This is a genomic window from Chitinophaga sp. YIM B06452 (assembly GCF_039655965.1).
In the GTDB taxonomy this organism is placed as follows: domain Bacteria; phylum Bacteroidota; class Bacteroidia; order Chitinophagales; family Chitinophagaceae; genus Chitinophaga.
Genome location: NZ_JAWLKY010000001.1, coordinates 130,995 through 145,981, shown reverse-complemented (window position 1 = coordinate 145,981; position 14,987 = coordinate 130,995). Strand labels below are relative to the sequence as shown.

The following is a 14,987-nucleotide window of genomic DNA, read 5'->3' as shown; positions in this document are numbered from 1 at the left end:
GACAAGGAATGCAGCCACCGTGCTACATTCCTTGTTCTTTATTGACCGGCGCTCCCGGATTTTTTCGTTATTTTAGCCACAACCGATAACGAAAACAGGGGAGTATGATTCATTTACCAAATCTTATTACAGACCTCGCCCTCATCCTGGGGGCCGCGGCAGTCACGACTTTGATATTCAAAAAACTGAAGCAGCCATTGGTGCTCGGCTACCTGATTGCCGGCATCCTGGTAGGTCCGTACTTCGATTTGTTCCCCACCGTACAGGAAAAGGACAACATCCAGATCTGGTCCGAAATCGGCGTGATCTTCCTCTTATTCAGCCTTGGCCTCGAGTTCAGTTTCAAAAAGCTCATGAAAGTGGGCGGTTCAGCGTCCATCACGGCTTTCGTGGAAGTGGTGGTGATGCTCGGCTTCGGTTATATTACGGGTAAGCTGCTGGGCTGGAATACCATGGACAGTATTTTCCTTGGCGGCGTGCTCTCCATTTCTTCCACCACTATTATTATCAGGGCGTTTGAAGAGCTGGGCGTGAAGGGGCAGAAGTTCGCCGGGCTTGTGTTTGGCATACTGGTCGTGGAAGACCTCATCGCGATCGTGCTGCTGGTGTTGCTTTCCACCCTCGCCGTAAGCCAGCAGTTCGCCGGCACGGAAATGCTGATCTCGGTGGTGAAGCTCGTGTTCTTCCTTATTCTCTGGTTCATCGGCGGCATATTTTTCATACCTACTTTACTGAAGAAAACGAAGAAGCTGATGAGCGAGGAAACCTTGCTGGTCACGGCTATCGCTCTGTGTTTACTGATGGTGGTGCTGGCTACGCAGGTAGGTTTTTCCGCCGCGCTGGGCGCTTTCATCATGGGGTCTATCCTCGCAGAAACCACGCAGGCGGAGAAGATCGAGCATTTGGTGAAATCGGTGAAAGACCTGTTCGGTGCGATATTTTTTGTATCCGTAGGTATGCTGATAGACCCGGAAATGTTGCAGCGTTATCTCGGGCCGGTGATCCTCATCACGGTGATCACGCTGGTGGGTAAAACGCTCAGTACCACGCTGGGCGCGGTTTTGTCTGGCCAGCCGCTGAAATCTTCCGTTCAGGCCGGTATGAGCCTTGCGCAGATCGGTGAGTTCTCATTCATTATCGCAACGCTGGGGCTTACGCTGAAAGTAACCAGCGATTTCCTGTATCCCATTGCTGTGGCGGTTTCCGCGGTCACTACTTTTACTACGCCTTACATGATCAAAGTGGCTGAACCATTTTATGCGTGGCTGGATAAACGTTTGCCTGAAAAATGGAAAGCTTCCCTGGCCCGCTACAGCAGCGGTGCGCAGACGATCTCCCAGGCCTCCGACTGGCAGGTGTTGCTCAAAGGATACCTCACCAATACCGTGGTTTGCTCTGTGATACTGATCGCCATCGGGCTGCTTTCTTCCATCTACATCCTTCCCAAGGCCAATGAGCTGGCAGGCATACGGTACGGCAAGATTGTGACCGCCGTGCTCACCTTCCTGGCCATGGCCCCGTTCCTTTGGGCTTTGGCGGTGAGGCAGGTGCAGGGGAAGGCCTTTTCGAACCTGCGCGCGCAGAACAAATACAAAGGCCCGCTGGTGCTGCTGCGCCTTGCCCGTATCACGCTGTCCGTGTTCCTGATCGGGTTTATGCTGGGCCGGTTCTTCTCTTTCGGTATAGCCTTCACCGTTACCCTGCTGATCGTGGCGGTGCTGATCATATTCTCCCGGCGCATCCAGGTGTTTTACGACCGGCTGGAAGCCCGGTTCTTCTCCAACTTCAACGCCCGCGAAGCCGCGGCTGAAGCGCAGAAGAAAAAAGAACCCGTGCTGGCCCCCTGGGATGCCCACCTGGCTTCGTTTCATGTGCATGCAGATTGGGAAGGCGTGGGAAGGACCCTCGAAGAGCTGGGCCTGCGCGAGAAATACGGGGTGAACATCGCCCTCATCGAAAGGGGAGAGCGGCTGATCCCCATCCCGCCTAAATCCGAAAGGCTGTACCCCGGCGACCGCCTGCAGGTGATCGGTACAGACGAACAGATCACCGCTTTCCGCAGCTATATTGAATATCATGTGCCCGCGCTGAAGCAGGCGCGTTCCGAAGTGGAGCTCCGCCGCTACGATGTGCAGCGCGGCAGCCAGGTGTTCGGCAAAACCATCCGCCAGAGCGGCATCCGTGAGCTGGCGCACAGCATGGTAGTGGGCATCGAACGCGGGGAAGAACGTATCCTGAACCCGGTTTCGGACATGATGCTGGAAGAAGGCGACGTGGTGTGGGTAGTAGGCAATCCCAGGCGCACGGCGGCCCTGTTCAGAACGAAAGGAGAGGCGCCGAAAAATATGGACCGCTCCCCGGAATGAGCCAGGGTAAAGCCTTCCGGCCCCGGAGAAAAATCATGTAAATCTTTCCCTTAATTGTATAACAGCCGGGCGGCCGTTCTGCCGGACCTTTGTATCATCAAAAAAGAAACAACGATGAATACAATGGAACCAACGGTAAAACAAAGCTTCCCGGTTACAGGCATGAGCTGCGCGGCATGCGCCGGCTCGGTGGAAAGCATGCTGATGGCGCAGCCCGGCATACGCTCCGTAGCCGTGAATTTTGCCAGCAGCTCCGCCCTCGTGGAATACACGCCTTCGGCCGCCAACCCCGCCGAGTGGAAAAAAGCCATCCAGTCCGTAGGCTACGACCTGCTCACCGATAATATGAACGGCAGCCTGGAAGACCACCAGCGCGCCCATTACAGTTCCCTGAAGCAAAGAACGCTGTGGTCCGTCATCTTTTCCATCCCGCTGATCGTCATCGGCATGTTCTGGATGGAAATGCCTTACGCCAATTATATCATGTGGACCCTGGCTACGCCGGTAGTGCTGGTACTGGGCCGGCAGTTCTTCGTCAACGCATGGAAACAGGCGCGCAACGGCAAAGCCAACATGGACACGCTGGTAGCCCTAAGCACGAGTATTGCATACATCTTCAGCATATTCAACACCCTGAACCCTGAATTCTGGCACAGCCGCGGCCTTCACGCCCATGTGTACTTCGAGGCGGCGGCGGTGGTGATCGCCTTTATTTTACTCGGCAAGCTGCTGGAAGAAAGGGCCAAAGCCTCCACTTCCTCCGCCATCAAAAAACTGATGGGCCTGCAACCCAATACCGTTACGCGCATCGGCCGGGACGGCCGCGAGGAAGTGGTGCCGCTGGCGGAAGTGCAGGTGAATGATGTGTTGCTGGTAAAGCCCGGTGAACAGGTGCCGGTAGACGGTACCGTTGTGCAGGGCAAATCGTATGTGGATGAAAGCATGATCACCGGCGAACCGGTGGCCGTGGCCAAAGAGAACGGCAGCGGCGTGTTTGCCGGAACGCTCAACCAGAAAGGCAGTTTCCGCTTCAAGGCCAAACAGGTAGGCGGCGACACACTGCTGGCGCAGATCATCCGCAAAGTGCAGGAAGCCCAGGGCTCTAAAGCGCCCGTGCAGAAGCTGGTGGACAAAGTGGCCGGCATTTTCGTGCCCGTGGTGATCGGCATTGCCCTGCTGGCCTTTGCCGCGTGGATGATATGGGGAGGCGCCAACGGGCTCACCCAGGGCTTGCTGGCGCTGGTGACCGTGCTGGTAATTGCCTGCCCCTGCGCGCTGGGCCTGGCTACGCCCACCGCGATTATGGTGGGGATGGGCAAAGGCGCGGAGAACGGTATCCTGATCAAAGACGCGGAAAGCCTTGAAAAGGCCTACCGGATTCAAGCCCTGATCCTCGACAAAACCGGCACCATCACCGAAGGCAAGCCCGCCGTAACGGGCGAACGGTGGCGCACAGAGCAGGAGCGCCTGCAATACACCGGCGTGCTGTACGCACTCGAAAAAGAATCAGAACACCCGCTGGCGGAAGCCATCGTTAAACACCTGGACGGCATCGCCACCCCTGAATTGCAGCATTTCGAAAGCATTACAGGCCGCGGCGTGAAAGGAACATTTGACAATAAGACCTTTTACGCCGGCAACCGCCAGCTGCTGGATGAACACCGCATTGCCATCTCCGCGGAGCTGCAAAAGCAGTCGGATGCATGGCTGAACAACGCCCACACCGTGATCTGGTTTGCGGATGCGCAGCAGGCGCTGGCAGTGATCGCGATTGCAGACAAGGTGAAAGCCGGCTCTGCCGCTGCTGTGAAGCGTTTGCAGGAAATGGGCATTGAAGTGTATATGCTCACGGGCGACAATCCGCAGACCGCCGCCGCCGTGGCCCGGGAAACCGGCATCAGGCACGTGCAGGCAGGGCTGCTGCCTTCAGGTAAAGCCGATTTCATCAAACAATTACAGCAGGGCGGCAAAACCGTGGCGATGGTGGGCGACGGCATCAACGACAGTCACGCGCTGGCGCAGGCTGACGTAAGCATTGCCATGGGCAAAGGCACAGATATTGCGATGGACGTAGCGATGATGACCCTCATCTCTTCCGATCTTCAGCAGATACCCAAAGCCATCCGCCTTTCCCGGAAAACTGTACGGCTGATACGTCAGAACCTGTTCTGGGCCTTCATCTACAACGTGATCGGCATACCTGTTGCGGCGGGGCTGCTCATACCCATCACCGGCTTCGCACTGGACCCAATGCTGGCGGGCGCCGCCATGGCACTCAGTTCCGTGTCCGTCGTGAGCAACAGCCTTCGTTTAAAACTTTCAAAAATCTGACAGAAACAAAAAAAAGGAAATCATGAAAACGTTAAAATTCAAGACCAACATCAATTGCAGCGGATGCATCAGGTCCGTAAGCCCTCACCTGGACGGCGAAAAAGAGATCGCGCACTGGGAAGTGGACACCAGCAACCCGGAGAAGATACTGACGGTTTCCACCAGCACGCTTTCGGCGGAAGAAGTGGAAAACACGGTGAAGAAAGCGGGTTTCAAGGCGGAAGCATTGTAAACGGAAACATATGCAGATGCAGATGCAAAGGTTGTGGCTTAGGGGCTGCAACCTTTTTTTGTTGTATGAAAAATTGAAACAACAGCATCCTGTTATATAACTTTATGATATGAACCACTTACCGAAAAAAAATATATGACCTCAGTATAAATGGCGAAGCATAAAATGAACCGGCTTATCTTATTGTTTTTATTGTTCACAATTTCCTGCAATACCAGCAGGGAACTTCTTTCCGATGACGAAAAACGTTTCCGCCAACAGCTGCAGGAAGATTGCGGCTGCGAGGTGGAGCTTGCCCACGACGACTTTGCACTGCAGAACGACAACAGTACAGGGACATTCGAGGTGACTTTCATCAATTCCTCCGTGTATTACTGCAACAGCGATTCTTCAGAGCTGGCGCGCATTTCAGGGAACATCGCGAAGAGGTTGGCGGTGGTTATGTCTAACAAAAAGAACTACAGCAACATCCGCTTCACTTACCTGCAGATCAGCAAGGAAGAAATAACGTGTACACGTCACATAATGATCCGCCGTCCTTGAGCTTTCTTCGTACCTTTAGTACAAATAGTGGAGTATGAAAGTCATCTATAAGAAACTGGGAAGAGAAAAAGCCTACGGGATGTCTGATTACGGTTGCAATACCATTGTGATAGACAGCAGGCTGCAGGGCCGCAAACACCTGGAAGTGAGCCTGCATGAATCCCTGCATGTATATTTCCCGGAAAAGAGCGAAACCTTTGTAAAGAACACCGCCCGCAAGCTGGCGAACATCCTTTGGCGGATGAACTACAGGAGGGTGGACAATTCCCTGGGTATTTAGTGTACCCGGCAGCGTTAAGGCGCCGCCGCAAAGTGTATCAGGCATATGGGGGTGCCCGCCGGCAGTGGCGGTTGGGAATTGTTTTGAAAGCAATTATATTGCCCCGTGCCCCGGAATTCCCGGTTTTTTGCTGTAAATTCCACTTTTGAAGACAAATCAACCTCGACGAGCCGCACCGGCCAACCAAAAAAATAGTAGCTGTATACATGAAAGATATGAAAGGCCAGGAAATGAAGCGATTATCCCTGAAAGATGTGGCAAAAATGGCGGGAGTAGCCCCTTCCACTGTGTCGTTTGTGTTAAATGGGAAAGCCCGCCAGATGCGCATCAGCGACGAACTGGCGGAAAAAGTGATGGCTGTGGTCAAAAAGACCGGTTACCAGCCGCATTCCGTGGCGGTGAACCTCCGTACCGGCCAGTCCAAAACCCTCGGGCTCATCGTGGAAAGCATCTCCGGCAGTTTTTTTGCCGCGCTGGCGAGAGTGATCGAAACTGAAGCGGACCGCTTCGGCTACAACATCGTTTATTGCAGTACCGAAAACAATGCCCAGAAAGGTAGCGACCTTATCCGCATGCTCAGCCGCCAGCAGGTAGACGGTTACCTGATCACCCCGGCAGCCGGCATGGAAAAGGACATCCAGCAGCTGCTGGCCCACAAGCGGCCTGTAGTGCTGATGGACAGCTATTTTCCCGGCCTGGCCGTTCCCTATGTGCTGATAGACAACCTGGCCGGCGTAAAGCAGGGTATGGAACATTTGCTGGATAAAGGTTACAAAAAGATAGGTTTCGTAACCGTGGATATGGAGCTGGTGCAGGTGCAGGACAGGCTGCAGGGCTACAAAGAAACCCTCCGCGACCATGGCATCACCGTGAAGAACAAGCAGATACTGAAGATCGGTTACAGCAGTCCCCGCGAAGAATCCGTACGCAGCATACAGCAGTTCATCAAAGACAACAAGGGGATGGATGCCATCTTCTTTTCCACTAACTACCTGGGCATTCTCGGCCTGGAAAGTATTGCGGGCCTTGGCCTAAAGATACCGGACGACATGGCGATGATCTGTTTTGACGACCATGATATTTTCCGGCTGTATCCTCCCGGCATTACGGTGGTGCAACAGCCGATCGAAGAGATCGCGAAAACAGCTATGGGCCTGCTGATGAACCAGCTGGACAAAAGCCAGCGTTACACCAGGAAGAGCCAGGTACAGGTGCCCGGGAAGTTTATCCGGCGGGGATCTGCGTGAGTTGTGTCATGTCGCTGAACCTGGAGTTTTCCAGACTGTAAATTTCCTGGTCACTGCGTCATTAGAAGTTTAAATATCTTTATCTCCTTCCGAGTTTAGCATTTCATTTATTGCGCGGGGAAACAATTTTTTTTACGCGAATTGATTCAATACCCTTTCATTCATAAATTTAATATACCTTCTGAACCCTTACTGCATCAGTGTCTTACCGGCACCGGTAATTTTTTTTGCTTAAAATAGTGTTAATTTCCGCAAATAAATTATACATTTATGGAGTGTTTTTATTTCCGGGTAGCAAGTTAAAGTCCTTCGGGCCTTTTTTTTAAGACCAATGCTAAATCGATTTTGCATTAGCAGCGCGGAAATGCGCCACAGACGGGTTATTCATTGCATCAGGATACGTAACCTGGAGATGTTGAGACTGGGATCTTACTCCGCAGGCGGGGCCGCACCACGCCGGGGGATATTGCCATTCATGCAGGGCGGGAAGGAAACGTTATTGAAATATTATTTAACCAACTCGGATGTCAATTGAAAAACTAACAGCACCGCTGCATGCAACACCGGCAGGGCTGTAAACAGTGAAACCAAAAGGAAGTCGCTGAAATCCACTTCCAAAACAAACAGTGAAACTAAACATGGGCGCGACGCATGCGTGCCTGTAGAGAACAAACGCTATTAATGAGGCCAGATGGGAGTGGACCGCGTTTACTCCCGAAAACGACGAAACCAAGCTGGATCGAGTGACGGATTCCACCGCAGTGATCCTCTTTTTTTGACAAAAAACTCAATTACAAACAATGAAAAGGTAGCAACCGGCAGCTGAAACTGCCCAACCCATTCCGCCATCAATAAACCCTATGCTAAATCGATTTTGCAAACCTGTGTTGAAACACCGGGAAGGAATCTTTTTGCATATACGTAACGGCCCTTAACAGGGCGGCAGGACTTCCTATGTCATTACTTTTTAACCAAACCAATTTCAACTGCAATGAAAATGAGATCCACGTTTTCCATGCGCATGAGTTGGCTGAGCTTCCTGATGCTGCTCACCACCTCCCTCACCTATGCTCAATCCATCACCATACGTGGTAAGGTGACGGACGCAAAGGACCAAACACCGCTTCCCGGGGTAACCGTCAGGGTAGTGAACACCACTATCGGCACGTCTACCGTAGCAGACGGCACTTTCAGCCTCAACGTTCCCAATGCTGACGCACAGCTGGAATTTTCCTACATCGGCTACGAAACGGTCACCATCTCGGCTGGCAGCAACACCACGCTGAACGTTCAGTTGAAACTTTCTTCCAAAACGCTGGAAGACGTAGTGGTGGTAGGTTATGGCACCCTCAAAAGAAAGGAGATCACCTCCGCTGTAACCTCTATCAAAGCGGAAAACTTCAACCCGGGTGTTGCCCGCTCACCCATGGACCTGGTGCAGGGTAAAGTGCCCGGCCTCAGCATTACCCGCGTGAACGGCAACAACCCCAACCAATCCGCCAGCGTGCAGATGCGCGGCATCACCACCCTCGGCGGCGCGGTGGCCCCGCTTGTTGTGATAGACGGCGTACCCGGCGGTAACCTGGACCTGTTGCAGCAGGAAGACATCGCCTCCATAGACGTGCTCCGCGACGGTTCCGCCGCGGCCATCTACGGCACACGCGGTACCGGCGGCGTTATTCTCATCACCACCAAAAAAGGCAGGGGCGGCGAACCACAGTACAACTTCGCCACTTACCTGCAGAGAGAGACCGTAGCGAAAAGACCGCAGATGCTCAATGCCGATGAATTCCGTAAACTGTCGCCCGCCAACGACCTCGGCGGCAATACGGACATCTACGACATGCTGATCAATAAAGATAACCTCAGTCAATATTATACCCTGTCCGCAACCGGCGGTACAGACAAATCCAACTACCGCGCAGCCGTGTATTACAACCGCGGTGAAGGCATTGCCAAACGCAACTTCCGCAACCAGTACGGCGGCCGCCTGAATGTAAACCAGCTGGGCCTGCAGGGCAAGCTGAGCATGACGGCCAACCTCTCCGCCAACTTCAACAAGGCAGACCTGCTTGGCGGCAGCGCGGGAGACTTTGAACAGGCCGTTCAGCGCAACCCTACCGCGCCTGTTAAAAATCCTGACGGCTCTTACCTGCAAACCTCCGCATTCAACAACTACAATCCCATTGCCCGCCTGGAGCAGGAACTGAGCGAAAGAGACCAGCAGACCATCCAGGGCGACGGCAAGGTGAGCCTGGAAATCATCAAAGGCCTCCGCGCATCCGTGTTCGGCGCAGTAGTGAGAAACACCTGGAACGACCGCCAGTACCGCGTTCGCGCATCGCAGTCTTCTCAACAGGACTACGAAGGCGGCGGCTATGCCTACAAAGCCAACCGCATGGAATTGGATCAGACCCTGGAAGCTACTCTCGATTATAATACCACTATCAAAGACGACCACACCATCTCCGCGGTAGGAGGATACAGTTATTATTACAATACTGTTGAAACCTACAACATGAACAACTCCGGTTTTATCACGGATGCTTTCCAGGATTGGAACATGGAGAACGGCCTTTATCTCACCAAGGGCAAGGCCTTTATGGACAGCGATAAAAGGGATTACAAACTGGTGGCGTTTTTCGGAAGGGTGAACTATTCTTACAAACAGAAATACTTTGCCCAGGCGATCCTCCGCCATGAAGGTTCCTCCAAGTTCGGCGCCAACAATAAATGGGCGAACTTCCCCGCGTTTTCACTCGGCTGGTCGCTGCATGAAGAAGATTTCCTGAAAGGCAACCGTATCATCACCCAGCTGAAGCTGCGCGGCGGTTACGGCGTTACGGGCAACTCCGGTTTTACCAGCTACAACTCCCTGATCCTGCTCGGAACAGGCGGCGCTTACCTGCAAAACGGCGAATGGTACCAGACCTTCGGCCCGTCCCGCAACCCGAACCCTGATCTGCGTTGGGAAAAGAAAAAAGAATGGAACCTGGGTACGGACTTCGCACTGTTCGGCGGCCGCCTGAGCGGTTCATTCGACGTATACCAGCGCAAAACACAAGACCTGCTGTATGAATATGATACGCAGCTGCCGCCGTTCGTAACCAGCAAGATCTATACGAACGTTGGCTCCATTTCCAACAAAGGCTTTGAAATAGTACTGAGCGGTACGCCGGTGCAGACGAAGAATTTCATTTACAGCACAGACGTAACATTCAACCGCCAGCAGAACGAAATGACGTCCATTTCCAATGACCTTTACCGGCTGGACAAGCTCACATTCGGCGACCTGCCTTCACCTGGTAATCTTGGTCCTGCTATCCGCGTAGTGGAAGGCGGCCCGCTGGGCAACTTCTATGGCAAACGTTTCGCGGGATTCGATGAATCAGGCAACTGGCTGTTCTACAAAAAAGACGGCTCCAAAGTGCTGGCCGGCGCCATTACGGAAGACGACTTCAGCGTGATCGGCAACGGCGTGCCGAAAGTGATGTTTAGCTGGAACAACAACCTGCGTTATAAAAAATGGGACCTGACCATCTTCTGGCGCGGCAAGCTCGGGTACGACATCCTGAACCTGCAGGAAATGTATTTCGGTAACCAGAGCTGGCTGCCCAACAACGTGCTGCGCAGCGCGCTCACCAAACATGCGAACCTGAAAGTACCTGCACAGTACTCCGATTATTACCTCGAGCCGGGCGGTTTCGTGAAGCTGGATAACGTGGCATTGGGTTACAGCTTCAAGTTCAAGAACAACTACATCCGCAACCTGCGCGTATACGCCGCCGGCCGCAACCTGGTGACCATCACCAACTACAGCGGCCTGGACCCTGAGCTGGAAGACAACGGCACCACTACCGGCATCGATGGCCGCGGCTTTTATCCGAGAACACGCTCTTTCACCGTAGGCCTCAACCTCGGGTTCTAAAATTCCTAAAAATGAAGATCATGCAAAAGAAACATAAAGTATGGGGAATGGCTGCTTTGCTCACGGGCGCCGCAGCCTGCACCAACCTGGATGAAAAAGTGTACAGTGAGATACCGGCGGAAAATTTTTACAACAACCGCACGGAAGTGATGGCAGCTGTGCTCAGGCCTTTCACGCATGCCAACGCATGGGCCGCGCCCACCGGCCAGGTAGGCTACTGGCGCGTGAGCGAGCTGAGTGCCGACCAACTGGCCTGGCCCACCAAAGGCCGCCATGGGTTCGACAATGGCGACTGGATACGCCTGCACCGCCACACCTGGATCGCGAACGACAACAACGCATGGAATCCATGGAGGCTTATGTACTGGGGTCTGGGTTTCTGTAACAATACCATCAAAGACCTTTCAGCCATTGATTTTAAGACCATCGGCATGACCGATGCTGAAAAAGCCTCCATCATCGCAGAAACCAAGGTGCTGCGCGCCTGGCATTACCTGAAACTGATGGACCTTTACGGTAATATTCCCATCGTTACCGAAGTAGGCATTCCCACCAGTCCCGCCAATGCGCCGCGGGCGGAAGTGTGGGCATTCATCGAAAAGGAGCTGAAAGAGAATGTGGACCTGCTGCCCAAGCTGGAAGGCAAGCTGGTAGGCCGTGTGACGCGGGCTGCGGGCTATGCCATGCTGGCCGAGCTTTACCTCAATGCCCAGGTATGGGCAGGCACTCCCAAATGGGATGAATGTGTGGCCGCCTGCAACAAGATCCTGGACGGCAGCTGCGGCAGCCTGTCTGGCGCGGTGCCGAAGCTGGAAACAAACATTATGAAGCCTTTCGCAACCGACAACCACCTGAGCGCGGAAAATCTTTTCCAGATCGCCTACGATTACTCAGTCGGCAATTTCCGCTTCGGATGGCAGGGAGACCTCTGGCATTACCTGCAGAAAGACGCTTACAACGCCAGCTTCAGGGGCAATAACGGCATCGTGGTGATCCCCACGGCCTACGACGCCTTTGCAGCCAACGACCTGCGCAAAACGAACTGGATGCTGATCGGCGAGCTGAAAAAACATCCTGCGCTCAGAACGAGCGTTGCGGATTCCCTGGTGCTGGGTACTGAAGAATATAACGGAAAACCCCTTATCTTCGTGAAAGAGATCCGTAAGAACTCCCAGGGCCAGACCGGCCCGGGCAGTATGATGGACGGGGAGGAGAACAGCGGGGCGCGCTTTGCGAAGTACCTGCCGGACCAGCAGACCAACACCGCCCAGTACTGGAATAATGACTTCGTGCTGTACCGCCTGGCGGAGATCTATTACAATAAGGCAGAGGCTTTGATGCGGAAGAACGGGGGAATAGCCACCCAGGAAGCCGTAGACCTGGTGAATGAGGTGAGAAAAAGAGCCTTTTCTGCAACTGATTGGCCCACAGCGGCTTATACAATTCCGGAATTAACTTTGGACGAATTCTTGGCAGAACGGGGCCGCGAGTTTATTTTTGAGGGGAAAAGACGTACAGATTTGATTAGGTTTGGTAAATTTACGACCGCAACCTGGTGGGATCATACCGCGTCTGGTGCCAATAAATGGAACCTGTTCCCGATTCCCTATCAGCAAATGGTACTGAATAAGAATCTGAAACAGAACCCGGGTTATGAACAATAACCCCATGAACAAGTGCTTATCATACAAACAATAAAGAGTAGCATCTAACGGCTGGCCCATTCCTGGGCCGGCCCCTCTTTTTTAACAAAATCGATTTTGCAATGAATAAACTCGTATGGTGTATCCTTGCCCTTACCGCCAGCTTACATGCCAACGCTCAAAAAGTCCTCAAAGTAACAGACCCCGTAGAATGGGTGAACCCCCTCATGGGAACCGATTCCAAAGGAAGCCTCTCTAACGGTAACACTTATCCGGCTATTGCAGTGCCCTGGGCTATGAACTTCTGGATGCCGCAAACCAATACCATGGGTAACGGCTGGGCTTACCAGTACAGTGCAGATAAGATCCGCGGCTTCAAACAAACACATCAGCCTTCCCCCTGGATCAACGACTATGGCCAGTTTGCCATCATGCCCGTTACCGGGAAGCTGCAATTCACACAGGATGCCCGCGCCAGCTGGTACTCCCACAAAGCGGAAGTGGCAAAACCTTATTACTACAGCGTTTACCTCGCCGATGCGGACGTAACCACCGAGATCACGCCCACCGAAAGGGCCGCGCAGTTCCGGTTCACCTTTCCCGCTACAGACAGCGCGTTTGTAGTGGTAGACGCATTCGACAAAGGATCGTATATCAAGATCATCCCGAAAGAAAATAAGATCATCGGCTACACCACCCGCAACAGCGGCGGCGTACCGGAGAACTTTAAGAACTATTTCATCATCACCTTCGATAAGCCGTTTACCGTGGCACACGCCTGGAACGGCAACCGCCTGGCGAAAGACACGCTGGAATACAAAGCGGATCACGTAGGCGCCGTAGTGGGCTTTAAAACCGTTAAAGGCGAGAAAGTACACCTGAAAGTGGCGTCTTCCTTCATCAGCCCCGAACAAGCCGCACTGAACCTCCAGCGCGAGGTAGGCAGCGACGGTTTTGACGCTACCAAACAAAAAGCCAAACAGAGCTGGAACAAAGAGCTCGGCAGGATGCTCGTGGAAGGCGGCACTTCAGACCAGGTGCGCACTTTTTACTCCTGCCTCTACCGCGTGCTGCTCTTCCCCCGCAAGTTCTATGAATATGACGCGGCCAACAAGATCGTGCACTACAGCCCCTACAACGGCCAGGTACTGCCCGGGTATATGTTTACGGACAACGGCTTCTGGGACACTTTCCGCGCCGTGTTCCCTTTCTTTACCCTCATGTATCCCGAGCTGAACAGCCACATCATGGAAGGGCTGGCCAATACTTACAAAGAAAGCGGCTGGCTGCCTGAATGGGCAAGCCCCGGCCATCGTGATTGCATGATCGGTTCCAACTCCGCTTCCCTCATCGCGGATTCTTACCTGAAAGGCATCCGCGGGTACGATATCGAAGCCCTGTACGAAGGCATCCTGAAGAATTCTGAAAATGAAGGCCCCATGTCGTCTGTGGGCCGCAAAGGCGTGAAGTTCTACAACGAGCTGGGTTACGTGCCCTACGATGTGAACGTGAATGAAAATGCCGCCCGCACGCTGGAATACGCTTACGATGATTTCACCATCTACAAGCTGGCCATCGCGCTGAAACGCCCGCAGGCGGAAATAGACCGCTTTGCAAAACGCAGCCAGAACTTCCGCAACATCTTCGACCCGGAAACCAAACTGATGCGCGGCAAAAACAAAGACGGCAAATTCCAGGCGCCTTTTAATCCTTTCAAATGGGGTGATGCTTTCACAGAAGGCAACAGCTGGCACTACACCTGGTCCGTTTTCCACGACGTGGAAGGACTGGCAGGGATGATGGGCGGCCGCCAGCAGTTCGCGAAAATGCTGGATTCCGTATTCGTAATGGCGCCGGTGTACGACGAAAGCTACTATGGCAGCGTGATACACGAGATCAGGGAAATGCAGATCGCCAACATGGGCCAGTATGCGCATGGCAACCAGCCCATCCAGCACATGATATACCTCTACAACTATGCCGGCCAGCCCTGGAAAGCCCAGTACTGGGTGCGCCAGGTGATGGACAGGCTCTACCATTCCGGTGCAGACGGCTATTGCGGTGATGAGGATAACGGTCAAACCTCGGCCTGGTACGTGTTTTCGGCCATGGGTTTTTACCCGGTATGCCCCGGTACAGACCAGTACGTGCTGGGCGCGCCGCTGTTCCCGAAAATGACGGTGACGCTGGAAAACGGGAAACGTTTTGTAGTGGAAGCGCCGGGCAACAGCAAGACCAATGTTTACACACAAAGCGTCACCCTTAACGGTAAAGCACATACGAAAAACTGGATCAGCCACAGCCAGATACAAAATGGCGGGGTCATGAAAGTAGTGATGGGGGCGGCTCCGGAGAAAGTGAGGGGTACCAGGGAAGATGCATTCCCGTATTCGTATTCAACAACTAAAAAATAATCA

At 53.4% G+C, this 14,987-nt stretch carries 9 protein-coding genes; all 9 read left to right on the top strand.

Annotation, left to right across the window (positions count from 1 at the left end):
* The first annotated feature begins 104 nt into the window (after positions 1-104).
* The 9 genes from R3I13_RS00535 to R3I13_RS00495 all read left to right on the top strand — a co-directional run bounded on the left by R3I13_RS00535 (position 105) and on the right by R3I13_RS00495 (position 14,984).
* Positions 105-2,366: a cation:proton antiporter gene (locus tag R3I13_RS00535; protein WP_346315949.1), complete on the top strand. Its 2,262-nt coding sequence runs from the start codon at positions 105-107 to the stop codon at positions 2,364-2,366.
* 114 nt (positions 2,367-2,480) lie between these two features.
* Positions 2,481-4,697, top strand: coding sequence for a heavy metal translocating P-type ATPase (locus R3I13_RS00530; protein WP_346315948.1), 2,217 nt, complete (start codon positions 2,481-2,483; stop codon positions 4,695-4,697).
* Positions 4,698-4,719: 22 nt separating this feature from the next.
* Positions 4,720-4,929, top strand: coding sequence for a hypothetical protein (locus R3I13_RS00525; protein WP_346315947.1), 210 nt, complete (start codon positions 4,720-4,722; stop codon positions 4,927-4,929).
* 165 nt (positions 4,930-5,094) lie between these two features.
* Positions 5,095-5,472, top strand: a complete 378-nt coding sequence (locus R3I13_RS00520) for a hypothetical protein (RefSeq protein WP_346315946.1) — start codon at positions 5,095-5,097, stop codon at positions 5,470-5,472.
* A gap of 34 nt (positions 5,473-5,506) precedes the next feature.
* Entirely contained in the window at positions 5,507-5,752 is a 246-nt protein-coding gene (locus R3I13_RS00515) for a hypothetical protein (protein ID WP_346315945.1), read from the top strand.
* A gap of 206 nt (positions 5,753-5,958) precedes the next feature.
* Positions 5,959-6,999 carry a substrate-binding domain-containing protein gene (locus tag R3I13_RS00510; RefSeq protein ID WP_346315944.1) on the top strand — a complete coding sequence of 347 codons (1,041 nt, stop codon included), beginning with the start codon at positions 5,959-5,961 and terminating at the stop codon, positions 6,997-6,999.
* 997 nt (positions 7,000-7,996) lie between these two features.
* A complete protein-coding gene (locus R3I13_RS00505) occupies positions 7,997-10,927 on the top strand; it encodes a SusC/RagA family TonB-linked outer membrane protein (RefSeq protein WP_346315943.1) in 2,931 nt (976 codons plus the stop codon).
* Positions 10,928-10,947: 20 nt separating this feature from the next.
* Positions 10,948-12,591: a RagB/SusD family nutrient uptake outer membrane protein gene (locus tag R3I13_RS00500; RefSeq protein ID WP_346315942.1), complete on the top strand. Its 1,644-nt coding sequence runs from the start codon at positions 10,948-10,950 to the stop codon at positions 12,589-12,591.
* A gap of 101 nt (positions 12,592-12,692) precedes the next feature.
* Complete coding sequence (locus R3I13_RS00495; RefSeq protein WP_346315941.1) at positions 12,693-14,984, top strand: GH92 family glycosyl hydrolase; 2,292 nt, start codon at positions 12,693-12,695, stop codon at positions 14,982-14,984.
* Positions 14,985-14,987: the final 3 nt, after the last annotated feature.